18 protein-coding genes, 4 tRNA genes, 2 rRNA genes, 4 pseudogenes and 1 other annotated feature are annotated in these 24,753 nt (G+C 61.8%); of the genes and pseudogenes, 21 read left to right on the top strand and 7 right to left on the bottom strand.

The window, feature by feature from the left end:
* The first annotated feature begins 1 nt into the window (after nucleotide 1).
* From SJY40_RS00025 to SJY40_RS00040, 4 genes and pseudogenes are all read left to right on the top strand, one after another.
* Nucleotides 2-2,837: ribosomal RNA gene (locus SJY40_RS00025) — 23S ribosomal RNA — on the top strand.
* A gap of 89 nt (nucleotides 2,838-2,926) precedes the next feature.
* Nucleotides 2,927-3,041: ribosomal RNA gene (gene rrf, locus SJY40_RS00030) — 5S ribosomal RNA — on the top strand.
* Between the two features lie 59 nt (nucleotides 3,042-3,100).
* Nucleotides 3,101-3,177 (top strand) — tRNA-Met (locus tag SJY40_RS00035).
* Nucleotides 3,178-3,287: 110 nt separating this feature from the next.
* Nucleotides 3,288-4,011, top strand: a pseudogene (locus tag SJY40_RS00040) (transposase); the annotation flags it as partial.
* A gap of 233 nt (nucleotides 4,012-4,244) precedes the next feature.
* Here SJY40_RS00040 and SJY40_RS00045 read toward each other — a convergent pair.
* A pseudogene (locus tag SJY40_RS00045) lies at nucleotides 4,245-5,507 on the bottom strand (IS110 family transposase).
* A 138-nt stretch (nucleotides 5,508-5,645) separates the two neighbouring features.
* Here SJY40_RS00045 and SJY40_RS00050 point away from each other — a divergent pair.
* The 9 genes and pseudogenes from SJY40_RS00050 to SJY40_RS00090 form a co-directional block, all read left to right on the top strand.
* Nucleotides 5,646-6,026 (top strand): annotated as a pseudogene (locus tag SJY40_RS00050) (transposase); the annotation flags it as partial.
* 181 nt (nucleotides 6,027-6,207) lie between these two features.
* Nucleotides 6,208-6,429 (top strand): hypothetical protein, encoded by a 222-nt coding sequence (locus SJY40_RS00055; protein ID WP_378941296.1) that lies wholly within the window; start codon nucleotides 6,208-6,210, stop codon nucleotides 6,427-6,429.
* Nucleotides 6,422-7,331: pseudogene (locus tag SJY40_RS00060) on the top strand (transposase); the annotation flags it as partial. The gene SJY40_RS00055 and the pseudogene SJY40_RS00060, both read left to right, overlap by 8 nt.
* Nucleotides 6,731-6,850 (top strand) — a sequence feature (AL1L pseudoknot). It overlaps the preceding pseudogene by 120 nt.
* A gap of 196 nt (nucleotides 7,332-7,527) precedes the next feature.
* Entirely contained in the window at nucleotides 7,528-9,147 is a 1,620-nt protein-coding gene (locus tag SJY40_RS00065; protein ID WP_378941298.1) for an ABC transporter substrate-binding protein, read from the top strand.
* Between the two features lie 79 nt (nucleotides 9,148-9,226).
* Nucleotides 9,227-10,147 carry an ABC transporter permease gene (locus SJY40_RS00070; RefSeq protein ID WP_378941300.1) on the top strand — a complete coding sequence of 307 codons (921 nt, stop codon included), beginning with the start codon at nucleotides 9,227-9,229 and terminating at the stop codon, nucleotides 10,145-10,147.
* Complete coding sequence (locus SJY40_RS00075; protein ID WP_378941303.1) at nucleotides 10,140-11,015, top strand: ABC transporter permease; 876 nt, start codon at nucleotides 10,140-10,142, stop codon at nucleotides 11,013-11,015. The genes SJY40_RS00070 and SJY40_RS00075 overlap by 8 nt, the downstream gene beginning before the upstream one ends.
* Before the next feature lies 1 nt (nucleotide 11,016).
* A complete protein-coding gene (locus tag SJY40_RS00080) occupies nucleotides 11,017-12,009 on the top strand; it encodes an ABC transporter ATP-binding protein (protein ID WP_378941305.1) in 993 nt (330 codons plus the stop codon).
* Complete coding sequence (locus SJY40_RS00085) at nucleotides 12,006-12,983, top strand: ABC transporter ATP-binding protein (RefSeq protein WP_378941307.1); 978 nt, start codon at nucleotides 12,006-12,008, stop codon at nucleotides 12,981-12,983. Before SJY40_RS00080 ends, SJY40_RS00085 begins: the two co-directional genes overlap by 4 nt.
* 55 nt (nucleotides 12,984-13,038) lie before the next feature.
* Nucleotides 13,039-13,857 carry a sugar phosphate isomerase/epimerase family protein gene (locus tag SJY40_RS00090; protein ID WP_378941309.1) on the top strand — a complete coding sequence of 273 codons (819 nt, stop codon included), beginning with the start codon at nucleotides 13,039-13,041 and terminating at the stop codon, nucleotides 13,855-13,857.
* Between the two features lie 43 nt (nucleotides 13,858-13,900).
* Here the strand turns inward: SJY40_RS00090 and SJY40_RS00095 are convergent, their stop codons facing one another.
* Nucleotides 13,901-15,070: an ABC transporter substrate-binding protein gene (locus tag SJY40_RS00095; protein WP_378941311.1), complete on the bottom strand. Its 1,170-nt coding sequence runs from the start codon at nucleotides 15,068-15,070 to the stop codon at nucleotides 13,901-13,903.
* Between the two features lie 191 nt (nucleotides 15,071-15,261).
* Here SJY40_RS00095 and SJY40_RS00100 point away from each other — a divergent pair, with 191 nt between their 5' ends.
* From SJY40_RS00100 to SJY40_RS00115, 4 genes are read left to right on the top strand one after another with little or no spacing between them, the layout of a single operon-like run.
* Entirely contained in the window at nucleotides 15,262-16,182 is a 921-nt protein-coding gene (locus SJY40_RS00100; RefSeq protein ID WP_378941314.1) for a branched-chain amino acid ABC transporter permease, read from the top strand.
* Nucleotides 16,179-17,129 (top strand): branched-chain amino acid ABC transporter permease, encoded by a 951-nt coding sequence (locus tag SJY40_RS00105; RefSeq protein ID WP_378941316.1) that lies wholly within the window; start codon nucleotides 16,179-16,181, stop codon nucleotides 17,127-17,129. The genes SJY40_RS00100 and SJY40_RS00105 overlap by 4 nt, the downstream gene beginning before the upstream one ends.
* On the top strand, nucleotides 17,126-17,884 hold the full coding sequence (locus SJY40_RS00110; RefSeq protein WP_378941318.1) for an ABC transporter ATP-binding protein: 759 nt from the start codon (nucleotides 17,126-17,128) through the stop codon (nucleotides 17,882-17,884). The genes SJY40_RS00105 and SJY40_RS00110 overlap by 4 nt, the downstream gene beginning before the upstream one ends.
* Nucleotides 17,884-18,570 carry an ABC transporter ATP-binding protein gene (locus tag SJY40_RS00115; RefSeq protein ID WP_378941320.1) on the top strand — a complete coding sequence of 229 codons (687 nt, stop codon included), beginning with the start codon at nucleotides 17,884-17,886 and terminating at the stop codon, nucleotides 18,568-18,570. Before SJY40_RS00110 ends, SJY40_RS00115 begins: the two co-directional genes overlap by 1 nt.
* 12 nt (nucleotides 18,571-18,582) lie before the next feature.
* Here SJY40_RS00115 and SJY40_RS00120 read toward each other — a convergent pair whose 3' ends face one another.
* The 3 genes from SJY40_RS00120 to purM all read right to left on the bottom strand — a co-directional run bounded on the left by SJY40_RS00120 (nucleotide 18,583) and on the right by purM (nucleotide 21,098).
* Nucleotides 18,583-19,344, bottom strand: a complete 762-nt coding sequence (locus SJY40_RS00120) for a calcium-binding protein (protein WP_378941323.1) — start codon at nucleotides 19,342-19,344, stop codon at nucleotides 18,583-18,585.
* Between the two features lie 123 nt (nucleotides 19,345-19,467).
* Entirely contained in the window at nucleotides 19,468-20,061 is a 594-nt protein-coding gene (gene purN, locus SJY40_RS00125) for a phosphoribosylglycinamide formyltransferase (RefSeq protein ID WP_378941326.1), read from the bottom strand.
* The gene (purM, locus tag SJY40_RS00130; RefSeq protein WP_378941329.1) at nucleotides 20,058-21,098 is read right to left on the bottom strand and encodes a phosphoribosylformylglycinamidine cyclo-ligase; all 1,041 of its coding nucleotides are present in this window, start codon (nucleotides 21,096-21,098) and stop codon (nucleotides 20,058-20,060) included. The genes purN and purM overlap by 4 nt, the downstream gene beginning before the upstream one ends.
* Before the next feature lie 108 nt (nucleotides 21,099-21,206).
* On the opposite strand from purM, the gene SJY40_RS00135 reads away from it, so the two are divergent.
* A tRNA-Ile gene (locus SJY40_RS00135) sits at nucleotides 21,207-21,283 on the top strand.
* Between the two features lie 67 nt (nucleotides 21,284-21,350).
* Nucleotides 21,351-22,280: a LysR family transcriptional regulator gene (locus tag SJY40_RS00140; RefSeq protein ID WP_378941332.1), complete on the top strand. Its 930-nt coding sequence runs from the start codon at nucleotides 21,351-21,353 to the stop codon at nucleotides 22,278-22,280.
* 54 nt (nucleotides 22,281-22,334) lie between these two features.
* Here SJY40_RS00140 and SJY40_RS00145 read toward each other — a convergent pair.
* Both SJY40_RS00145 and SJY40_RS00150 read right to left on the bottom strand, forming a co-directional pair.
* A tRNA-Lys gene (locus SJY40_RS00145) sits at nucleotides 22,335-22,410 on the bottom strand.
* A 70-nt stretch (nucleotides 22,411-22,480) separates the two neighbouring features.
* A tRNA-Lys gene (locus SJY40_RS00150) sits at nucleotides 22,481-22,556 on the bottom strand.
* A 95-nt stretch (nucleotides 22,557-22,651) separates the two neighbouring features.
* Between SJY40_RS00150 and dapF the strand changes: the two genes are divergently transcribed.
* Nucleotides 22,652-23,479 carry a diaminopimelate epimerase gene (dapF, locus tag SJY40_RS00155; RefSeq protein WP_378941334.1) on the top strand — a complete coding sequence of 276 codons (828 nt, stop codon included), beginning with the start codon at nucleotides 22,652-22,654 and terminating at the stop codon, nucleotides 23,477-23,479.
* Nucleotides 23,476-24,729, top strand: coding sequence for a tRNA (N(6)-L-threonylcarbamoyladenosine(37)-C(2))-methylthiotransferase MtaB (mtaB, locus tag SJY40_RS00160; RefSeq protein ID WP_378941337.1), 1,254 nt, complete (start codon nucleotides 23,476-23,478; stop codon nucleotides 24,727-24,729). Before dapF ends, mtaB begins: the two co-directional genes overlap by 4 nt.
* Nucleotides 24,730-24,753 lie beyond the last annotated feature (24 nt).

Here is a 24,753-nt window from a genome sequence, read left to right on the forward strand (position 1 = left end):
AAATCAAGCGCGATAAGGGCGTTTGGTGGATGCCTTGGCAGTAAGAGGCGATGAAGGACGTGATACTCTGCGATAAGTCATGGGGAGCTGAGAATAAGCTTTGATCCATGAATTTCCGAATGGGGAAACCCACCTGAAACTTGGTTGTTGTTGCCGCTCGCGGCACTCAACAATTGGGTTAACCAGGTATCTTTTACCTGAATACATAGGGTTAAAGAAGCAAACCCGGGGAACTGAAACATCTAAGTACCCGGAGGAAAGGAAATCAACCGATACTCCGCTAGTAGTGGCGAGCGAACGCGGACCAGCCGAGCCCTGAGAGTGACCAGAACGATGTGGAATAATCGGCCATAGCGGGTGACAGCCCCGTATGGGAAGCTCAATGGGACATATTAAGTAAGGCGGGACACGTGAAATCCTGTCTGAAGATCGGGGGACCACCCTCGAAGGCTAAGTACTCCTTACTGACCGATAGCGAACCAGTACCGTGAGGGAAAGGTGAAAAGCACCCCGACGAGGGGAGTGAAACAGTTTCTGAAACCGGACGCCTACAAGCAGTCGGAGCCCCCTTGAGGGGTGACGGCGTACCTTTTGTATAATGGGTCAACGACTTGGTCTGTCTAGCAAGCTTAAGCCGTTAGGTGTAGGCGCAGCGAAAGCAAGTCTTAAATGGGCGACAGAGTTAGACGGATCAGACCCGAAACCGAGTGATCTAGGCATGAGCAGGATGAAGGTACGGTAACACGTACTGGAGGTCCGAACCCACACCTGTTGAAAAAGGTCGGGATGACTTGTGCCTAGGGGTGAAAGGCCAATCAAACTCGGAGATAGCTGGTTCTCCGCGAAAGCTATTTAGGTAGCGCCTCGGATGTATTCCTTGGGGGGTAGAGCACTGCATGGATGATGGGGGCCCACAGCCTTACTGAGTCTAAGCAAACTCCGAATACCCAAGAGAACTGTCCGGGAGACACACGGCGGGTGCTAACGTCCGTCGTGGAGAGGGAAACAACCCTGACCAACAGCTAAGGCCCCCAATTCGTGGCTAAGTGGGAAAGCATGTGAGACTTCCAAAACAACCAGGAGGTTGGCTTAGAAGCAGCCATCCTTTAAAGATAGCGTAACAGCTCACTGGTCTAATTAAGAGGTCTTGCGGCGAAGATGTAACGGGGCTCAAGCCACGAGCCGAAGCTTTGGATGCACACTTGTTGTGCGTGGTAGCGGAGCGTTCTGTGATATAGAACGCTGCCTCTTTTGCGTCCTCGGATGCAACGGAGGCAATGTTCTGACTGTGAAGCCGGGCCGTGAGGCAACCGGTGGAGTGATCAGAAGTGAGAATGTTGACATGAGTAGCGACAAACAGGGTGAGAGACCCTGTCGCCGAAAGTCCAAGGGTTCCTGCTTAAAGCTAATCTGAGCAGGGTAAGCCGGCCCCTAAGGCGAGGCCGAAAGGCGTAGTCGATGGGAACCAGGTTAATATTCCTGGGCCAGGAGATGGTGACGGATCCCGAGGGTAGTTCGATCTTAACGGATTGATCGGGCTGCTTAGGGGTCCCTGGAAATAGCCCTCCATGAGACCGTACCCTAAACCGACACAGGTGGACTGGTAGAGAATACCAAGGCGCTTGAGAGAACCACATTTAAGGAACTCGGCAAAATACCTCCGTAAGTTCGCGAGAAGGAGGCCCGGTTTTTACGCAAGTAGAGGCCGGGGGCACAAACCAGGGGGTGGCGACTGTTTACTAAAAACACAGGGCTCTGCGAAGTCGTAAGACGACGTATAGGGTCTGACGCCTGCCCGGTGCCGGAAGGTTAAAAGGAGATGTGCAAGCATTGAATTGAAGCCCCGGTAAACGGCGGCCGTAACTATAACGGTCCTAAGGTAGCGAAATTCCTTGTCGGGTAAGTTCCGACCTGCACGAATGGCGTAACGACTTCCCCGCTGTCTCAAATGTGGACTCAGCGAAATTGAATTGTCTGTGAAGATGCAGACTTCCCGCGGTTAGACGGAAAGACCCCATGCACCTTTACTACAACTTCGCACTGGCATCAGGATTGCGATGTGCAGGATAGGCGGTAGGCTTTGAAGCGGGAACGCTAGTTCTCGTGGAGCCATCCTTGAGATACCGCCCTTCGCACTCTTGATGTCTAACCGCGGCCCGTTATCCGGGTCCGGGACCCTGCGTGGTGGGTAGTTTGACTGGGGCGGTCGCCTCCCAAACAGTAACGGAGGCGCGCGAAGGTTGGCTCAGACCGGTCGGAAATCGGTCGTTGAGTGCAATGGCAGAAGCCAGCCTGACTGCAAGACTGACAAGTCGAGCAGAGACGAAAGTCGGCCATAGTGATCCGGTGGTCCCGAGTGGAAGGGCCATCGCTCAACGGATAAAAGGTACGCTGGGGATAACAGGCTGATGATGCCCAAGAGTCCATATCGACGGCATCGTTTGGCACCTCGATGTCGGCTCATCTCATCCTGGGGCTGGAGCAGGTCCCAAGGGTACGGCTGTTCGCCGTTTAAAGAGGTACGTGAGCTGGGTTTAGAACGTCGTGAGACAGTTCGGTCCCTATCTGCCGTGGGTGTTGGAGACTTGAGAGGAGCTGCCCCTAGTACGAGAGGACCGGGGTGGACGAACCACTGGTGGACCAGTTGTCGTGCCAACGGCAGTGCTGGGTAGCTATGTTCGGACAGGATAAACGCTGAAGGCATCTAAGCGTGAAGCCCCCCTCAAAACAAGGTCTCCCTTGAGAGCCGTGGAAGACCACCACGTCGATAGGCCGGAGATGTAAGTGCAGCAATGCATTCAGTTGACCGGTACTAATGGCTCGATAGGCTTGATTTGATCCGGAAGAAGACAGACTTCAAAGTCTTCCTCCAAATGCATCCTTGGACAACATGGGCAATAGCCCACGCTGAGCGTCTCTTTCCTGGTCTGGTGGCCCTAGCGCGAGCAAAACACCCGATCCCATCCCGAACTCGGCCGTTAAGTGCCGCTGCGCCGATGGTACTGCGTCTCAAGACGTGGGAGAGTAGGTCACCGCCAGACCTGGAAAGAGACGCATATCCCTCTGAAACGATGAAAAAACACGATCAGGACAAACTTGGCGCGGGGTAGAGCAGCCCGGTAGCTCGTCAGGCTCATAACCTGAAGGTCGCAGGTTCAAATCCTGCCCCCGCAACCAAAAATATACCGAAGTTACAATGCCCCGCTCGAAAAGCGGGGCTTCCTGACGTTCCGCCCTGCGTCTAATTCAGTTTGAGGTAGACACTGGCCCAACCGAGATGACCAGAGATGAAGCGCAACAGGTTCACTGACGATCAGATCATCGGCATTCTGAAAGGGCACGACGCCGGAATTTCCGTTGCCGATCTGTGCTGCAAGCACGGTGTCAGCGATGCGACCGTTTGCAAGCGGAAGGCCAAGCATGGCGGCATGGATGTGAGCGAGGCCAAGCCGCTGAAGGCGCTTGAGGACGAAAACGGCAGGCTGAAGAAGTTGCTCGCCGACGCCATGCTCGACAATTCCGCCTTAAAAGATCTGCTCGGAAAAAGTGGTGACGCCCGCCGCGAAGCGGCAAGCGGTCGCGCATCTTGTGAAGGACCATATGCTGCGCGAGCGGCTAAAAGAGCTGGCCAAGGTGCGCCGTCGGTTCGGCTACAGGCGGCTGCATGTCTTCCTGAGGCGCGAAGGCCACGAGGTGAACCACAAGCGCCTGTTCCGCATCTACCGTAGGGAACGGCTTCATGTCCGCCGCCGGGGTGGGCGCAAACGGGCCATGGGCAGACGGGCTCCGCTGGTTCTGCCAATGATGCCCAACCAGCGCTGGTCCCTCGACTTCGTGTCAGAACAACTTACGGACGGCCGCCGGTTCCGGATCATGACTGTCGTCGATGATTGCACGCGGGAATGCCTTGCCCTAATCGCCGACATCTCACTGTCGGGTGCCCGAGTGGCGAGAGAACTGGCGACCTTGTTTGACGCCCGCGGCAAGCCCCAGACGGTGGTCAGTGACAACGTCCTATATGCGGAATGATCAGCCGATTTAGCATCAGGTCATTGTCGTGTCGGACAATCTCGACACGTCGTATATTTCCTCAGTTCGGCGTTTTGGTCAACGAACGGTCTCTCCCATAACAAACACAGAGTACGCTATCGCGGCTCTCACCGTCCTTAAGACGAGATCCTGGCACCGTTGAGCAGAAGGCCTGAACATTATCTACGAGGTCAGCACGCTCCTCCACTGCCCTATCAGAGAAAGGTCCTTCTGCTGTCGATCGCCCCCTCAAAGAAGGGACGATAGGGTTCACCACCTTTGACGACCGCATGAACTGTGCGGGCCATTTTGGCAGCGATTGCGGTATACGCCTTGCGGCGCAAATGAGTGTTGTGCCGGTCCTTGGCGATGTAGCGTTCGAACTTGTCCCGGAAGCTGTTGGCCCGTTGCAGGATGGCAACCTGACCTGCCATCCACAGGGTGCGACGCAGTCGGGCGTTGCCATATTTTGACAGCTTGGTCTGCCCCCCGGAACATACCGGACTGAACGGTTGCGAGATCCATGCCACAGAACTTCAGGAATTGCCGGTGGTGCCCGAAGCGGCGCAAGTCGCCCGCTTCTGCCAGAATGGTCAGGGCATTGATTGGGCCGATGCCGGGGATTGATGTGAGCAGCTGATAGTCGGGATTATCTTTGAGTAACGCGACCGCGCGGTCTTCTATCTCGCTTCGCTGTGCAATCAGGCCACGCCCTTCGGCAAGAACCATGCGGAACATCGTGATGGCATCGGACCTTGGGTTAACCGGCAGCCCCACTGATGTTTTGGCGGTCTGGTAAATGTCTGACAGTAGACGTTCTTTCGACACGCGACGGCCGACCACCCCCCCCAAGCATCTGCAATGAAAGCCTCTTTTTCCATTGCCGCGATGATATGTGGTGACGGATAGCGTTCGAGGAAGGCAAAGAACCAATCACTGCGCGAGCTGCGGTAAAAGCGATCAGCTTCGGGGAAATATAGAGGAAGATAATGCGTCAGAACCCGGTGCCAGAGTTCGGTCTTCGAGCGAGAGACCATGTCGTGAGTTTTGGACAGTTCCTGAAGATCATTGCTGCCTGACAGGAGCGGATCATGATAGAACTGCTCGTTCCCAATCTCCATCATGTGCAGGATCACCTGCGCGTCCTTGGGGTCCCTCTTGTCCCAACTGTTGTTCAAGGCTTCCCGGGTTCTGGCGAGGGCCACGGAAGACACCAGCTTTACGTCGAACCCGGCACAGCCGAGGTGATACCCCAAGGCCCGATGGTAATTACCCGTCACCTCGAAGGCCACGCGGACTGGGCACCCATATTCCGCGACTGTCCCAATAAGACGGTTGAAGTCGTCCAACTGGTTCAACACCGTCAAACGACGTCGGCGCTTCTTTCCGGGCACGGCAATCAGCACCTCATGACGTGCCTTGGAAATGTCGATGGCCACCAAAACAGGCTCGGACTGTGCAATGGTCGTATTGGTCATAGTCGGTCTCCTTTGCGGTGTGGTTTGTTGCAAAACCACTGTAGGGACCTGAGACCCGGCTATGACCACCTGCTGCGCTATTTGAAGGCTGCGCAGGCTGTCATTGCCTCTTAATCAGCGACATTCCGAAGGTGTTATGGAACCGAGTTCACCTCTAACGCGATCCTGACCTTCGCCGATGACTGCAAGATCGACTAGCACGACATCGCGCCGGGCAAACCGACCAAGAATGCGTTCATCGAGAGCTTCAACGGCCGACTGCGCGACGAACTGCTGAATGAAACATTGTTTCCGTCTTTGCACCACGCCCGCGTCACGCTGGCCGCATGGCGCACCGACTATAACACTGAACGACCTCACTCGCGCCTTGGATGGCAAACGCCCGTCGAGTTCGCCCAGATCTTCGCCCCGCAACGGGGCCTGACGCTGCGCAATCCGCACAGTTCCGCGCCAGCCCCCGTTGCCCAACCCGCCCAAATGGGCAAAACTCACACCCAGAGCCTCGCTCACGCTAGATAAAAGTTGGGGGCAACGTCACCCACAACCTTGGACTGCCGGATTCCGGAGCTTTTTCGGCTTGGTACTCTTCTTACTGTTCTGGACCATTCGAAGCCGTAGTTTTGAGGCGCCCCTGAGGGCTAGACACTGACGTAAGCTCCGATTTTCTGTCTGTTGATCTTCACGACGAAAAAGATCGAAGATGTCGAAACGAAAGCAACATACCCTTGAGTCGAAGGTGAAGGTAGCGCTGGAAGCGTTGAAGGGCGAGGCGACCGTGTGGGAGCTGGCGAGCCGGTTCCGCGTGAATCCGACGATGATCAACAAATGGAAACGCGCGCTGTGGACGGCGCGTCTGGTATTTGAACCGCGCCGGGTTTGCCGAAGGCTTCAACTTCTGAGCAGGATAGAGCATCATGAGTAAGACGACGAACAAGTTTTCCCCCGAAGTACGTGAACGCGCGGTGCGGTTGGTCTTGGACAACGAGGGGCACCATGAACCGCGGTGGCAGGCGGTTATGTCGATCTCCGCGAAGATCAGCTGTGCGCCCCAGACCCTGAACGATTGGGTCAAGAGGGCCGAGGTTGACAGCGGAAAGCGCGGTGGTATCCCGGCGGAGATGGCCGGGAAGATGAAGGCGCTGGAAAACCGAGAACTGCGCCAGGCCAACGAGATCCTGCGTCAGGCAAGTGCGTATCTTGCGATGATCGCAGGCAGCAGCGGCATCGTTTCGAGCGCTGCCTGAGATGCTCGACCGCCGGTCGAAGTAATGGTCGGCTACATCGACGATCATCGCGGTAAGCACGGGGTCGAGCCGATTTGCAAGGTTCTGCCGATCGCCCCGTCGACCTGCTACGATCATTTGATGAAGCGGGCCGATCCGAGCCGGTTGTCGGATCGTGCCCGGCGCGACGCAGGCTTCCGGCCCGAGATCGAGCGCGTCTTCGAGGAGAACTGGCGTGTCTGCGGCCTGCGCAAGGTCTGGCGTCAGTTGGATCGGAACGGCTTCGATGTCGCCCGTTCGCAAGCTCTCCCGGACCGGTGGCGTTCGCCTGCTGACCACCGTCGCCAGGCTGTTGAAGGACATGGGTATTCAAGGTCCTCGCCAATGGGCTCGAACCAATAGCGCCTCAATGTCTCAGACCGCGGCAAGCCGCACAAAACGACGGTGCCGGACAGATCGGCTCCATGCCCGCTGGACAAGGTGAACCGGCAGTTCAGGGTTCCAGCGCCGAACATGCTCCGGGGTCGTCTATCGTGGCGCCATTGGTTCAAGACCAATGGACGACGATTTCACCTACGTCGCCATCTGGAGGGGCTTCGTGTTGTTCGGGCCATGCCCTCGAACCGGTGGCGGCAGGCCGTCACCTTTCGTCATCGTCATTCGCAATGCCATCAAGCGTGATCGATATTACCAAAACTTCCCGCGCCGCCACATAGTGAAGGTCACATCGCGAATGAGCGGGGGGCAAACCCTGCCGGGCGATCATATCTTCCAACAGGGGAAACCAGATGTTGAACATGGATTTGCGCGCAACCGGCGCAGGATGGCGCATGCTTGCTGCGGCGCTGCTGGGAACCACGATGCTGGCGGCACCCGGCGCAGTGCAGGCGGCAGGGACGGATCAGAAGGTCGTGGTGGCGGTCAGCCCGCTTGGGGCGGATTCGAACCTCTACTGGACGACGACGGGGGCGTTCATCTTCCCCTCGATGCAGACGCTGGTCGGCAACGATCCGGTGACGGGGAAATACGACAACAGCCAGCTTGCCGAAAGCTGGGAACATAATGCGGATTTCACCTCGTGGACGTTCAAGCTGCATCCCGACGCGCGTTTCAACGGCGATTGGGGGCCGGTGACCTCTGCCGACGTGGTTCACAGCTTCGACCTGCACATCGGCGAAGATGCCAAGTTGAGCGGCATCAGCCAGTTCCGCGAAATTAGCATCACCGTCGTTGACGACCATACCGTCCGCTTTGACCTGCCCGCCCCCGAGCCGGACTTCCTGTTTTCGCACGCGGGTCGCGGGTCGCTGGTGATCTATTCCAAGGCGCAATTCGAGGCCGAGGGACTGGAAGGCTATGAAACCGCCCCCGCCGGATCGGGCCCCTTCCAGTATGAGGGCCGCGAGGTCGGCCAGTCGCTGACCTTCAGCACCATCGCCGACCATTGGACCGGAGCGGCGCCCGAATATGACAGTATCGAGTTCCGGTGGGTCAGCGAACCCTCGACCCGTTTCGCCATGCTTTCGGCGGGCGAGGCGCATCTGGTCGATCTGCCGCGCGACCTGCAGGATGATGCCGCCGAGATGGGCCATAAGATCATCGGGTCCAGCGAAGGCGCGATGCAGACGACGATGCTATTCACCGGCCAGTTCATGAACCCCGAACCCGAGGAAGACCGCGACGCGCGCAGCTATGCCTGGGCCGATCAGCGCGTCCGCGAGGCGGTGAACCGCGCGCTGGACCGCGATGCCATTCTGGAGGTGCTGTACGGCGAAGGCGTCCGGGCGCTGCCGGTCTATACCATGGACCCGCGCTTCCCCGGATATGAACAGACGCTGGAGGACCGCTTTGACGAAGCCTATGGCTATGATCCCGAAAAGGCGCAGACCCTGCTGGCCGAGGCGGGCTATCCCAATGCCTTCGACGATCCGACCATTCCGCTGGTCGTGACCAGCCTGGCGGGCAATCCCGAATTCGCGCAGATGGCGGAACTGGTGCAGGCCTATCTTGATGTCGCGGGCATCCAGACCGAAATGCGCGAACAGGATTGGGCGACCGGCAACACGGCGATCCGCGGATTGACCGCCGATTTCGTCACACCGATGCGCAATGCCCCCGTTCGCCCCAGTGCGCTTGGCGTCCAGATCTTCTTTACCGAACACTCCAGCCCGCATCTTGATCTGGGTGATCCGCAGATCAACGCCTGGGGGGGCGAGCTGATCTCGGCTTCGGACCCGCAGGCGCGGGACGAGCTGCTGGGCCAGATGTTCACGCGCATCTTCGACACCTATGCGCATATCCCCATGGCGGCCGTTCCCGCATCGGTCGTGGCCAACAGCGAATTGGTCGAGGGCTGGACCTTCCCCGGCGCGACATCCTCGGGGCTGAGCCATTTCGACCTGATCGACCTGAAATAGGCCCCGATCCGCGACATGGCAGGGCCGCATCGCCTGCCCTGCCATGTTCCGCAGCGCAAACCCGCCAAGGAAGAGAATTTTGTTCAGATATCTTGCACGACGGATCGCCTCGAGCATGTTCGCCCTGCTGGTGATCACCGTCATCGTGTTCATGCTGACCCAGCTGTCGGGCAGCCCCGTCAACGCACTTTTGCCCGATGATGCGACCCGCGAACAGATCGACAGCTTCATCCGGGAATGGGGCTTGGACAAGCCATTGTGGCAACAATACCTGACGTTTCTGGGCAATGCCCTGCAGGGCGATTTCGGAACCTCGCTGAAGTGGCCAGGGCAGGATGCCCTGGGCTTCGTGCTGGAACGCATGCCCGCGACGCTGAAGCTGGGTGGTCTTGCGATCGTCCTCAGCGTGGTCATCGCCTTGCCCCTGGGCGTGGCGGCGGCGGTGCGCAAGGGCTCGGCCATCGACAACGGCGCGCAGATGTTCGCGCTGGTGGGGCAGTCCATGCCGAACTTCTGGCTGGGGATCATCCTGATCTGGGTGTTCTCGGTCTGGCTGGGATGGTTGCCGACATCCGGGATGGGCAGCTTTGCGCATGCCATCCTGCCGGCCATCGCCATTGCATGGTTCCAGGTTTCGGCACTGGCGCGGCTGACGCGTTCGGCCATGCTGGAGGTGCTGGACGCCGAATACATCAAGCTGGCCCGCGTCAAGGGCGTCTCCGAACGCAACGTCGTCTGGAAACACGCGCTGCGCAACGCCGCCGTGGTGCCGCTGACCTATTTCGGCATCCTTGCGGCGTCGATCCTGACCGGTTCGGTGGTGATCGAGACGGTGTTTTCCTGGCCCGGCATGGGCTGGGTCGCCATCGAGGCCATCCGCGGCCGCGATTTCCCCGTCGTTCAGGCCGTCATCGTCACCTACGCGATCATCTACATGATCTCGAACCTTGTCGTGGACCTGCTCTACGTCGTCGTCGATCCGAGGATCCGTCATGGTTGAGACCCCCATCACCCACCCCGCGTCGCCCGGCTGGTGGCAGAAGGCCCGCAGCCTGCCGCTGGTGCCGATCGTCATCCTGCTGACCGTCTTCATCATCCCGGCCTTCTTCGCCGATCTGATCGCGCCGCATGATCCCTATGCGCCGGACCTGACGGCGCGGCTGCAACCGCCCGTGCTGTTCGGCGGGACATGGGATCACGCCCTGGGGACCGACCGGCTTGGCCGCGACATCCTCAGCCGCATCCTGCACGGGGCGTGGTATGTGCTGGCCGTGTCGATGATCGGCATCGCCGTCGGGGTCGTGCTTGGCACCACCCTTGGGCTGATCGCGGGCTATGCGCGCGGCTGGTTCGACGGGCTGGTCATGCGGCTGGTCAACATCTCGCTGGCACTGCCCGCGATGCTGCTGGCACTGGCGTTGGCTGCGGCGATCGGGGCCAGCTTCCTGTCGGTCGTGATCGTGGTGGGCTTCGCGCTCTGGGCCTATTTCGCGCGGCAGGTCCGGGCCGAGGTCATGCTGCTTCGCCGCAGCGATTTCGTCGCCCGGTCGCAGGTGGCCGGATCGTCGCATGCACGCATCCTGTTCCGCCACATCCTGCCCAATGTCACCAATACCATCGTCGTTCTGGCGACGCTTCAGGTCGGCATCGCGATCATGCTGGATGCAAGCCTCAGCTTCCTCGGCATCGGCATTCCGCGTCCGACGCCGACCTGGGGGCTGCTGGTTTCCGACGGCCGCGACTTCATCGCGACGGATTGGTGGATCTCGTTCTTCCCGGGTCTTGCGATCCTGCTGACCGTCATGTCCGCGAACATGCTGGGCGACTGGCTGCGCGAGCGACTGGACCCCAGACAGAGGCAAATCTGAGATGACCCAAGAAAAAGCCACCCCTCTGCTGGAGGTGACGGATCTGACCGTCCGCATCTCGACCAAGGCCGGCAGCTTCCATCCGGTCAACGGCCACAACTTCACCCTGCACAAGGGCGAGACCCTGGGCGTCGTCGGCGAATCCGGTTCGGGCAAGTCGATGACGGCCATGTCGCTGGTGCGGCTGCTGCCCAAACATGCCGCCCGCGTCACCTCGGGCAGCATCAGGCTGGAAGGGCGCGAGCTGCTGACCCTGTCCGAGCCCGAGATGCGCAAGGTCCGCGGCAGCGAGATCGCGATGATCCTGCAGGACCCGCAGACCTCGCTGAACCCGGCCTTTACCGTCGGCGAACAGATCACCGAAGCCTTGCGCCTGCACGCCCCCGGTCCCCGGTCCGGCATGCGCGAACGTGCCGTCAACGCCCTGCGCAAGGTCAAGCTGGCCGCCCCCGAACATCGCGTTAACAACTATCCCAACGAAATGAGCGGCGGCATGCGTCAGCGCGTCGTCGGCGCCATCGCCATTTCCTGCGAACCCAAGATCATCATCGCGGATGAACCGACCACATCGCTGGATGTGACAGTGCAGGCGCAATACCTGCGGCTGCTGAAGGAACTGCAGGACGACACCGGCATGGGGATCATCTTCATCACCCATGATTTCGGCATCGTGGCGAACCTCTGCCACCGGGTCGTGGTGATGTATTACGGGCGCATCGTGGAATCGGGCACGGTCGAACGCATCTTCGCCAAGCCCGCGCATCCCTATACCGAGGCGCTGATCGGTGCCGTTCCCAAGCTGCACGGGCACAAGGGCCGCCTGCGGACCATCCCCGGCCAGCCCCCCGCACCGACCGAGCTGATCGAGGGCTGTCCCTTCGCCCCGCGTTGCGACAAGGCGGACGACCGCTGCTTCCGCGAGAACCCTCCGACATTCGATGCCGATGGCGACGGCGAACATCTGGCAAGCTGCTGGCGCATGGTGGACCAATGAACGACGCACCCATTCTGGAAGCCGTGAACCTGTCTCAGCACTTCGAGATCCAGACGGGCCTGATCCGGCGCGAGACCCGCACCGTCAAGGCCGTCACCGACCTGAACTTCGACATCCGCCCCGGCGAGACCCTGGCCCTGGTGGGTGAATCGGGTTGCGGCAAGACCACGACCACGCGGCTGCTGCTGCGCCTGCAGACCCCGACGGGCGGGTCGGTGCGCTATGACGGCCACGACATCAACCAGCTGAGTGGCGCGGCGCTCAAGGCCTATCGGTCGCGGGTGCAGGCGGTGTTTCAGGACCCCTGGTCCTCGATCAACCCGCGCGTCCGCATTCAGGATTTTGTGGCCGAACCGCTGGTCGTGAACGAGAATCTGACCCGGGGCGAGATCGACCGCCGCGTCCACGAGGCGATGGATGCCGTTGGCCTGCGCCCGCAGGATGCCCGCAAGTTCTCGCATGAATTTTCCGGCGGCCAGCGTCAGCGCATCGCCATTGCCAGCGCCATCGTGTCCCGACCGCGGCTGATCATCCTGGATGAACCCGTGTCGGGGCTGGACGTGTCGATCCGGTCGCAGATCATCAACCTGTTCAAGGATCTGCAGGCCGAATACGGGCTGTCCTATATTCTGGTGGCGCATGATCTGGCGACGACGCGTTACCTGGCCGACCGCGTGGCGGTCATGTACCTGGGCCGCATGATCGAGCAGGGCCCGACCGACGAGGTCTTCGACGCGCCTGCCCATCCCTATACGCAGGCGCTGCTGTCGGCGGCCCTCTCGGCCGATCCGAACGCCCCGAGGCATGAGATCATGATGAACGGAGAGGTGCCATCGCCCCTGAACCCGCCATCGGGCTGTGCCTTCCATCCGCGCTGCCATCGCTTCATCGGCGATGTCTGCAAGACCCTGCGTCCCCGGTTGCAGCATCAGGCCCCGGGCCGCTGCGTCAGCTGCCATCTGCACGACCGCTAGGGCCGCATTCCCCAGATACCCTGAAATTACGACGACCAAGGAAGAAAGACCGCATATGTTGCTGACTGCCGTGACCAACGAAGTCCATCCCGACATCTCGCCCGAGGGGCTGCCCAAGATATTCGGCCGCGCCACCAAGGCCGGGATCGATCTGTTCGAGCTGCGCGTCGTCGAGGGCAAGCGTTTCCCGATGTTCGACCCCGAAGCCTGGGACCGTCTCAAGGCGCAATCCAAGGCCTTCGGCATCACCTATACCGCCGTGTCGCCGGGGCTGTTCAAGGCGCCGCTGAACAGCGAACTGATGGCGCTGCATGCCGACCACCTGCTGCCCATGAGCCTGGATCTAGCCGAAAAGATGGATGTCGCCACGCTGATCCTGTTCGGCCCGACCCGCGTTGCCAACCCCGCAGCCGACGAATTCCAGCAGGTCGTCAACCTGATCGGCAACGCCGTCGACAAGGCCGTCGCACGCGGTTTCACGGTCCAGCTGGAAAACTTGCCCGGCAGCTGGGCCGATACCTCGGACGCCTGTCTGGCGCTGCGGCAGGCGGTCGATCGCCCGCAATTCGGCTATGTCTGGGATACCGGAAACCTCTACGAGGCCGAGCAGGAACATTTCCGCGCCGGTTACGAAAAGCTGAAGCCCTATATCCGCAACGTCCATCTGAAGGATGGCGGTTTCGTCAACGGCAAGATGGTCTGGATGCGCTATGGCGAGGGTGTGACCGACGTCAAAGGTCAGGTCGAGGCGCTGATCGCCGATGACTATCAGGGCACGCTGGTTCTGGAAGCGGCTTGCCAGCCGCATGAACTGGAGGATTTCCCCAGCTCGATCGCGACGCTGAAGGATATTCTGGCGCAGAACGGGCGCTGATGGACAATCCCGCCCCCGGTGCGTGACCGGGGGTGGGCATTGATCACATGGTGCAATCGGCGGCGTAATTGTCGGCGTAATCTTCGAAGATGGTCTGGTCGATCGAGGTCGAATACCGGCCATCCTCGCGCTTGACGACCTTGGTCAGATAGAAATCCTGAATCGGATAATGGTTCGGCCCGAACGCGAAATCTCCGCGCAGCGAGGTGAAATCGGCGGCAGCCAGCGCATCGCGCAAAGCGTCGCGGTCCGACAGATTACCATCCACCGCCGCCACCGCGCTGTCGATCAGATAGGCCGCGTCATAGGCCTGCATCGCATAGACCGCAGGCACGCGGTCATAGGCTGCGATGAAATCCTCGACGAATTTGCGGCTTTCGGGGGTGTCCATATCGGGCGCCCAGTTCGACCCGCCCGACAGGCCGACGGCGGCATCCTGCTGCGCGGGCAGGGTGGTTTCATCGACGGTGAAGGCCGACAGGAAGGGCGTCCCGGACATGCCCGCCTGATTGAACTGTTTGACCAGATTGACGCCCATGCCGCCGGGCATGAAGGCATAGATGGCATCGGGCTGCATCGCCGCGATCTGCGCCAACTCGGCCGAGAAATCCAGCTGTCCAAGCGGGACCAGGATCTCTCCGGAGATGCCATTGGTATAGGAATGCTTGAACCCCTCCATCGCATCCTTGCCCGCCTGATAGTTCGGCGCCAGCAGGAAGACGTTCTGGAAGCCCTGATCCTGCGCGTATTTGCCCGAGACCTCGTGCATCTGGTCGTTCTGATAGGAGGTCACGAACAGATCCGGGTTGCATTCCGCCCCGGCCAGATTCGAGGTGCCCGCATTCGTCGAAATCAGGAAGGCCCCGCCTTCGGTCACGGGCCCCACGATGGCATTGACGATGTTCGAGAATACCGGACCGACGACGAAATCGACCTGCTTGCTTTCGACCAGTTCGCGGGCGCGGCTGACGGCGATGTCGGGCTTCTGTTCGTCATCGACGACGATGACCTCGACCGGCTTGCCGCCCAGCTTGTTGCCAAGGCTCTCCATCGCCAGCAGGAAGCCGTCGCGGGAATGCTCGCCCAAAACCGCCGCCGGACCGCTGAGCGTATAGACCAGCCCCACGCGCACCACGTCGTCATCGGCATGCGCCATGGGGGCGGCGCCCGCCAGAATGCTGGTCGCCAGAAGCGCGGATTTCAGATGTGTCATCGTCTACCTCCTTGCGGCCTTTTGGCGGCCGCTTGTTGAACGTCATGCCGTCGATCCGCGCGGGCGCGAACCGGGCCACGCGAAGGAGTATCCATGCCGCCACGATGACCGCACATCAAAAACGTTGCAATAAAATCCTTCATGCTTGAAACATATTGCCAGGCGATCACGACCAAAAGGCGCGACACCGCATGAGCAATCTTCTGCTGCTTCAGGTCCTGAACGGGGCGCAATTCGGAATTCTGCTGTTTCTGGTGGCTGCCGGACTGACGCTGGTTTTCGGCATCATGGATTTCATCAATCTGGCGCATGGCGTGCTGTACATGGTGGGCGCCTATCTGATGGCCAGCCTGTCGGCGGTGACCGGCAGCTTCTGGCTGGGGCTGCTGCTGACGCTGCCCGCGACCATGCTGGTCGGGCTGGTGCTGGAGGTCGCAATTTTCCGCAGGCTTTACGACCGGCCCCATCTGGATCAGGTGCTGGCGACCTTCGCGCTGGTGATGATCCTGTCCGAAGGGGTCAAGATCATCTGGGGCGCCGCGCCCCTGAACGTGTCCATGCCCGAGTTGCTGTCGGGGTCAATCCCGCTGGCGGGGCCGATCCGTTTTCCCATCTACCGGTTGGCGATCATCGCGGCGGGTCTGGCGACGGCCTTTGGGCTGTGGTTCGTCATCGGGCGCACGCGCATCGGCATGCTGCTGCGGGCGGGGGCGCATGACCGGGCGATGGTATCCGCGCTTGGCGTCGATATCGGGCGGCTGTTCATGTTGGTCTTTGCCTTCGGGGCGATGCTGGCGGGGTTCGCGGGGGCCATCGTGTCACCGATCCTGTCGGTTGATCCCGGCATGGGTGACCAGATCCTGATCCTGGGCTTCGTGGTCATCGTGATCGGCGGGGTCGGCTCGATCCGCGGGGCGTTCATCGCCTCGCTGCTGGTCGGCATCATCGACACTGTTGGCCGCATCTTTGGCCCCATCGTCCTGAAAATGGTGCTGGATCTGGACGCCGCCATGCAGGCCGGCCGCACTGTCGCGCCGATGCTGGTCTATATCCTGATGGCGGCGATCCTGTGCTGGCGTCCCAACGGCCTGTTCGGAAGGGCCACAGCATGATCGCGCGTCGCGTCACCGCCGCGCTGATCATCTTTGCGCTGCTGGCGGTCACGCCGCCTGTGCTGCATTGGATGGGGCAGGGATTCTTCGCCTCGGTCGTGACGCGGATGATGATCTATGCCATCGCGGCACTGTCGCTGGACCTGATCCTTGGATACGGGGCGCTGGTATCCTTTGGCCATGCCGCGTTTCTGGGCATCGGGGCCTATGCGGTCCTGTTCCTGAACAGCCTCGGCATCACCGATATCGCCGCCCAGTTCGCGGCAGCGGCGCTGGCGGCGGCGGTATTTGCCGCCATCACCGGCACCATCGCGCTGCGCACGCGCGGGGTCTATTTCATCATGATCACGCTGGCCTTCGGGCAGATGCTGTATTTCTTTCTGATCTCGTTGTCGGTCTTTGGCGGCGATGACGGGGCCAGCCTTCCGGCGCGGTCCACCATCGCAGGCCAGGGCTGGCTGGAGGATGATCTGGCGCTGTTCTATCTGGTTCTGGCCATCCTGATCGCCTGCTTCTGGGGGCTGTACCGCCTGACCGCATCGCGCTTTGGCCGCGTTCTGGTCGGCACGCGCGAAGACGCCCTGCGCATGCAGGCGATCGGGTTCCGCATTCTGCCCTATCAGCTGACGGCCTATGTCATTTCAGCGGTAATCTGTTCGGTGGCGGGGGTGCTGCTGGCGAACCAGCTGGAATATGTCTCGCCGCAGCTGGCCAGCTGGCAGCGATCGGGTGAATTGATCATCATGGTCGTTCTGGGCGGCATCGGCAGCCTGACGGGCGCACTGGCCGGTGCGCTGTTCACCATCGGGCTGGAGGAGGCGATGGCCCGCTTTTCCGAACATTGGAAGCTGTATTTCGGGCTGCTGCTGTTGGCCGTGGTGCTGTTTTCGCCGGGCGGGTTGGCGACGCTGGCCGCGCGGATCACCGGAAAGGGGCGCCCGGAATGAACGATGCTTTGCTGCAAGCGCGGGGTCTGCGCAAATCCTATGGCGCGCTGGCGGTCACCGACGATGTGTCGCTGGATGTGCAGGCGGGGCAGGTCCATGCCGTCATCGGCCCCAATGGGGCGGGGAAAACGACGCTGATCGCGCAGCTGTCGGGTCAGCTGTCCCCCGATGCGGGGCGGGTCATTTATGACGGTGCCGATATCACCCGTCTGGACATGCCGGGTCGCGTCAGGCGCGGGCTGGCGCGGTCCTTCCAGCTGACGCGCATCCTGCCGCAGCTGAGCGTGCTGGAAAACGTCGCCATCGCGGTGCAGGCGCGGTCCGGGTCGTCCTTCCGCTTTTGGCGCGCCGCGGCGTCCGAGGCGGCGTTGAACGATCAGGCGATGGACTGCCTGTCCGAGGTGGCGCTGGCCGACAAGGCGCATGTCCCCGCGCGGCTGATTTCACACGGAGAAAAGCGGCAGCTGGAACTGGCGATCGCGCTGGCCACCCGTCCGCGCCTGTTGCTGCTGGACGAACCACTGGCCGGCACCGGCCCGGAAGAGGCTGCGATGCTGGTCGATTTGCTGGCGCGCCTGCGGTCGCGGGTGACGATGATGCTGATCGAACATGACATGGGCGCGGTCTTTCAGCTGGCCGACCGGGTCTCGGTGCTGGTCTATGGCCGGATCGTGGCCAGCGGCACTCCGGATGCCATCCGCGACGACCCTGCCGTCCGCACCGCCTATCTGGGCGAAGAAGAGGGGACCGCCTGATGCTGCTGGTCGAGGATCTTCAGGCTGCATACGGCGACAGCAAGGTGTTGTTCGGCATGTCGCTGGCCGTCCAGCGCGGTCAGGTGGTAACCCTGTTGGGCCGCAACGGCATGGGCAAGACGACGACCGTGCGATCGATCTTCGGCTTGCTGAAGCCGCGCGGCGGGCGGGTCAGCATCGACGGGGTGGATGTGACAGGTGCCGCGCCGAACCGCATCGCGCGGCTGGGTCTGGGCCTGGTCCCCGAGGGGCGGCTGATCTTTCCCGATCTGAGCGTGCAGGAAAACCTGCAGGCGACGGCGCGGGCGGGCAAATGGGATCTGGCCCGCATCTATGCGATGTTCCCGCGCCTGCAGGAACGCGCCCGCAATCTGGGCAACCAGCTGTCGGGGGGCGAACAGCAGATGCTGGCCATCGGGCGCGCTCTGATGACCAATCCCGAACTGATGGTGCTGGACGAGGCGACCGAGGGGTTGGCCCCCCTGATCCGCGAACAGATATGGGACTGCCTGATCCACCTGAAATCCGAAGGCGAGGCGATTCTGGTGATCGACAAGAACGTCGAGGCGCTGGCCCGATTTGCTGACCGCCATTACGTCGTCGAAAAGGGGCGGGTGGTCTGGGCCGGTTCGACCGCGGACCTGCGGTCCAGCCCGCAGGTCAAGGACCGCTATCTGGGTGTCTGACCGGACCTGCCCTCACAGATCAGGGCTGTGATTCAGATCCAGTTCGCTGGTTTCCTTCAGCTCGATCTCAAGCTCTTCGCGCGTGAAGACGCCGTCCATGGTCAGCGTTTCCTTGTCGCCAATCATGACGCTGGTGGTCTGGCTGTCCTCATCGGCGGCAACGGTGATCTGCGGAGGATTCTCGGGGTCGAATTCGGTATAGAAGGTCAGCTTGTCCTCGGACGGGCTGAAATCGGTGACATGCCCCGGCCCCTGATCGGGCGATATGACCATGTTGAAACCATCCGAGCCTTCGCCCCCGATCGCCATGTCATCGCCCGAGAAATACAGCTGATCGTCGCCCGCTCCGCCAGACAGGGTTTCCTGGCCGCCCCGGTCCCAATCGGCATCGGCGTCCAGACGGTTGACGCCCAGCACATCGTCGCCCGCGCCGCCCCGCACGTCGTCGGTGCCGCCACCGCCCGCCAGCGTGTCGTTGCCCGCGCCGCCGTTGACGATGTCGTCGCCGGTGTTGCCTTCGACATAGTCGTCGCCCGCGCCGGCATCGATCAGGTCGTCGCCGCCAAGACCCAGCAGGACGTCGTCGCCTTCGGTGCCCGCGATCTGTTCGGCGTCGTTCGTGCCCACGATCTTGATGCCGTCGATGGGGTTCGGATCGACATCATCATTGTCGTCATCATCATCGCTGCTGAAAAAGTCGAAAGGGTCCATGTAAAGCAGGATCAGACCCGCGAAGATCAGCCAGTTTGCGATGAATGCCCATTCGTAATGCACGATGATGTCCTTTCCCGTCCGCCCGCGCCGGGCAATGCGGAAAGACTTATCCGGGACCGATGAACAATCAATAAACTTGTCGGAATTCAGGGGCGAAGGCCCCCGAATGGCCTGCCAAGCGCGTCAGCCTTGCAACAGAACCGGGCTGGTATCGCCTGCCGCGAACTTGCGCAGCACCGCCGGATAGAGGCGGTGTTCCTGAACCAACACGCGGGCGGCCAGACTGTCGGGCGTGTCGTCGGGCATGACCGGCACGCGCGCCTGTCCCAGCAGCGGGCCGTCGTCCAGCACCGGTGTGACCAGATGCACGGTGGCGCCAGCCTCGGTGTCGCGGGCCTCGATGGCACGGGCGTGGGTGTGCAGGCCCGGGTATTTGGGCAGCAGAGAGGGATGGATGTTCAGCATCCGCCCCTGAAAACGGGTGACGAAATCGGGCGTCAGGATGCGCATGAAGCCCGCAAGGCAGATGATGTCCGGATTGGCGGCCAGCAGCGGTTCCAGCAGCGCGGCCTCGAAGCCCGCGCGGTCGCGGGGGAAATCGCGGTGATCGACGGCGGCTGTCGGGATGCCCAGATCGGCAGCGCGGGTCAGCCCTCCTGCCGCCGGGTCATTCGACGCGACCAGAACGGGTCGCGCCGGATGGTCGCCGGTCATGTCCCGGGCCAGACGCAGCATGTTCGAGCCGCCCCCCGAGATCAGGATGGCGACGCGTTTCATGCAAGCTTGCCCGAATAGCGCATGCCCGCACCTTCGGTGACGGTGCCTAGGCGGTGAACGGTTTCACCTTCCTGCGTCAGCAGTTCGGTCAGCGCGTCGGCGCGATCGGCGGCCACCGACAGGATCATGCCGATGCCGCTGTTGAAGGTCTTCAGCATCTCGGCCTGATCGATGCCGCCTGCTTCGGCCAGCCAAGTAAAGACGGGCGGCAGGGTCCATGCGGTCAGGTCGATGTCGGCGCCCAGATCCTTGGGCAGGACACGGGGCAGGTTCTCGGTCAGGCCGCCGCCGGTGATATGGGCCAGCGCATGCACGCCACCCGCACGCACCGCAGCCAGCGCCGAGGTGACGTAAAGCCGCGTCGGGACCAGCAGATCCTGACCCAAGGTGCCTTCACCAAAGGGCGATGCGTCGTTCCAGCCGAGGCCCGCGCGTTCGGCGACCTTGCGCACCAGCGAATAGCCGTTGGAATGCACTCCGTCCGAACGCAGGCCCAGCAGCACGTCACCCGCAACCACGCCCGCAGGCAACGCCGTGCCGCGCTGCATCGCGCCGACGGCAAAGCCCGCAAGGTCGAAATCGCCGTCATGATACATGCCCGGCATTTCCGCCGTTTCGCCGCCGATCAGCGCGCAATTGGCGGCCTTGCAGCCGCGCGCGATGCTTTCGATGACGCGGGCGCCTTCGTCCACCGACAGCTTGCCGGTCGCGAAATAATCCAGGAAAAACAGAGGCTCGGCGCCTTGGCAGACCAGATCGTTGACGCACATGGCGACAAGGTCCTGACCGATGCCGTCCAGATGGCCGGTGTCGATGGCGATGCGCAGCTTGGTGCCGACGCCATCCGTGGCCGCGACCAGCACCGGGTCGTCGAAACCGGCCGCGCGCGGATCGAACAGCGCGCCGAAGCCGCCAAGGGCATCCATGACCCCCGACCGTTTCGTGGCGGCCGCAGCCGGCTTGATGCGTTCGACCAAGGCGTTGCCCGCGTCGATATCGACGCCTGCATCGCGATAGCTGATCCCGTTCTGTGTCATGGCGGCCCCCGGCTGATGTCGGCTTCCCGATAACGGAACAGAGACCATCAAGCAACGCCCAAGCGCTTGACCGTCCCGCAACGCCGCATTACGCAGAACGCGCTGCAGGGGCCTGTAGCTCAATTGGTTAGAGCAGGGCGCTCATAACGCCTTGGTTGCGGGTTCAAGTCCTGCCGGGCCTACCATTTCCCCGACCGTGCCGCAGGTTATGCGATGCCGTCGGGTGCGGTTCCGTATGACATGGGGGGAAACATGCGCTTCAACAGGCTTGATCTGAACTTGCTGGCGGCGCTGGATATCCTGATGGAAACGCGCAGCGTGTCGCGGGCGGCGGAACAGATGTTCATCACCCAATCCGCCATGAGCAGCGCGCTGAACCGCATGCGCATCTATTTCGAGGATCCGTTGCTGGTGCAGGTCGGTCGCCGGATGGAGCTGTCGCCGCTGGCGCTGACCCTGCGCGCGCCCCTGCGCGAGATCATGATGCAGATCGAGACGACGACCATGCTGCGTCCGTACTTCGATCCCGCCGAAACGACGCGCGAATTCTCGATCGTGATGTCGGATTACATCTTGTCGGTGATGGGCAGCAAGCTGGTGCGTCACGTGTCGCGTGTCGCCCCCAACGTCTGTCTGAACCTGCGCCCGCAAAGCGGTCAGCCGGGCCTGCTGTTGGACAATGGCGACGTGGATCTGGTGATCGCACCCGAATTCATCGTCAGCCCGAACCACGAATCACGCTTTCTGTTCGAGGATCAGCTGAAAGTCATTGCCTGCGCCGAAGGGCCGTATGGTGGCGGGCCGCTGGACCTCGAGACCTTCAAGAAGGCGCCGCAGGTGGTGATGGAGCCTATGACCGGGCTGGACAGCCATTCCACCGTCGCCATGCGCGAAGCCGGGATCAAGGCCAACAAGATCGTCTCGACCTATTCCTTCGCCTCGATCCCGCATCTGCTGCAGGGCACGGACCGTATCGCATTGGTCCAGGAACGGCTGGCCCGCGCCGGTTTCGTCGGCGGCGGGCTGATCGTGACCGATCCGCCCATCAAGTTCGCCCCCCTGCGCGAAGTGCTGCAATGGCGGTCGCACCATTCATCGGACCCAGGGCTGAACTGGCTGTCCGACATCATCTATCAGATCGCCCAGTGCCGTCCCGGCGAGGACATGGCGCCAACAGGCTGATCCGCCCGCAGGATGCGGCGATTCGCCAGACAGTGATTGATCGAAGGAATTCAGTGGTGAGCCCAACAGGATTCGAACCTGTGACCCACTGATTAAAAGTCAGTTGCTCTACCAACTGAGCTATGGGCCCACACTTGAAGTTTCATAAAGGTAGCTGACCGGAGGGTCAAGGCATCTATTTGAAACTATAGGAATTTCAGTGGTGAGCCCAACAGGATTCGAACCTGTGACCCACTGATTAAAAGTCAGTTGCTCTACCAACTGAGCTATGGGCCCAACACGAGGCGGTTACTAGGAGGGGTGGCAGGTGGCGTCAAGCAGAAAAAACTGGATGCTGGCAAATTCATTTCACGGGGACTATATCGCGCGGCATGACGTATGCATCCCCGACCGGAATGCCCTTCCTGAAAATGCACGGGCTGGGCAACGACTTCACAGTGTTCGACTTGCGCGGCGGGATGGCACGTCCCGACGCCGGTCTTGTCGCACGTATCGCCGACCGCCATCGCGGTGTCGGCTTCGACCAGCTGGCAGCCATCGAGGATTGCGAGGATGCCGACGCGCGCCTTGTGTTCTGGAACGCCGACGGCTCGCTTAGCGCGGCCTGTGGCAATGCCACGCGCTGCATTGCGCGGCTGCTGATGGATGAAACCGGCAAGACGGCGCTGAAGCTGCGTACCGACCACGGGATGCTGCTGGCCGAGGATGCCGGGGGTGGCATGACGCGGGTGAACATGGGCCCGCCGGTTCTGGACTGGCAGGCAATTCCCCTGGCGCGCGATGTCGATATCGACCACCTGCCGATCGACGGCGATCCTGTGGCAACGGGGATGGGCAATCCGCACATCACCTTCTTTGTGCCCGATGCCCATGCGGTGCAGCTGGACCAGTTTGGCCCCGCGCATGAACACCACCCGCTTTATCCGCAGCGCACCAACGTCGAGGTCGTGCAAATCCTCTCTAACAGTGAAATCCTACTGCGTATCTGGGAACGTGGCACCGGCCCGACGTTGGCATCGGGGTCCTGTTCCTGTGCGGCGGTTGTGGCAGCCGCGCGTCGCGGGCTGACGGGGCGGCGTGTCACGGTGAATGTGCCGGGTGGCCAACTGCTGATCGACTGGCGCGATGACGGCGTCTGGATGGAGGGGCCGACGGCCTTGGTTTTCCGCGGCACCCTGACGCCCGAGTGGCTGTCATGAGCGCGCCGGTCTTCTCCACCCTCGGCTGCCGCCTGAACGCCTATGAGACCGAGGCCATGCGCGAAATGGCCGACGCCGCCGGCTTGTCCGGCGCCGTCGTCGTCAACACCTGCGCCGTCACCGCCGAGGCCGTCCGCAAGGCCCGCCAGGAAATCCGCCGCCTGTCGCGCGAAAACCCCGGCGTGCCGGTGATCGTGACCGGCTGCGCGGCCCAGACCGAGCCGGAAACCTTCGCCTCGATGCCCGAGGTTACCAAGGTCATCGGCAATCACGAAAAGATGCAGCCCCAAACCTGGGCCGACCTGCGCGCGCCCGATCTGATCGGTGATACCGAAAAGGTGCTGGTCGACGACATCATGTCGGTGCAGGAAACCGCAGGCCATCTGATCGACGGTTTTGGCCGTCACCGCGCCTATGTGCAGGTCCAGAACGGCTGCGACCACCGCTGCACCTTCTGCATCATCCCCTTTGGACGCGGCAATTCGCGCAGCGTCCCTGCGGGCGTCGTCATCGAACAGATCAAGCGTCTTGTGGGTCGTGGCTTCAACGAGGTCGTGCTGACCGGCGTCGATCTGACCAGCTGGGGCGGCGATCTGCCCGGCACGCCGAGACTGGGCGATCTGGTGATGCGCATCCTGCGGCTGGTGCCCGATCTGCCGCGCCTGCGCATCAGCAGCATCGATTCGATCGAGGCCGACGAGAACCTGATGCTGGCCATCGCGACGGAACCGCGTTTGATGCCGCATCTGCACCTATCGCTGCAGGCGGGTGACGACATGGTGCTGAAGCGCATGAAGCGCCGCCACCTGCGCGACGACGCCATCGCCTTCTGTGAGGAGGCCCGCCGTCTGCGCCCCGACATGGTCTTCGGCGCCGATATCATCGCCGGTTTCCCCACAGAAACCGACGAGATGTTTGCCAATTCCGTCAAGCTGGTCAGCGACTGCGACCTGACCTTCCTGCACGTCTTCCCCTATTCCGCGCGTCAGGGCACGCCCGCTGCACGGATGCCCGCCGTCAAAGGCCCGATCATTCGCGACCGTGCGGCACAATTGCGTGCGGCAGGCGACGCGGCCCTGCGCCGCCACCTGGACGCCCAGATCGGCAAGACCCATCGCGTGCTGACCGAAGGCCCGCGCCTTGGCCGGACCGAACAGTTCACCGAAGTGACCTTCCAGACCGATCAGCCCGAAGGCACGCTGATGGATCTGACCATCAAGGGGCATGACGGGCAGCGCCTGACCGTCTGAACCCCGCTTGCGGCGGGCAGCACC

The organism is Paracoccus sp. R86501, assembly GCF_042466435.1.
Classification (GTDB): domain Bacteria; phylum Pseudomonadota; class Alphaproteobacteria; order Rhodobacterales; family Rhodobacteraceae; genus Paracoccus.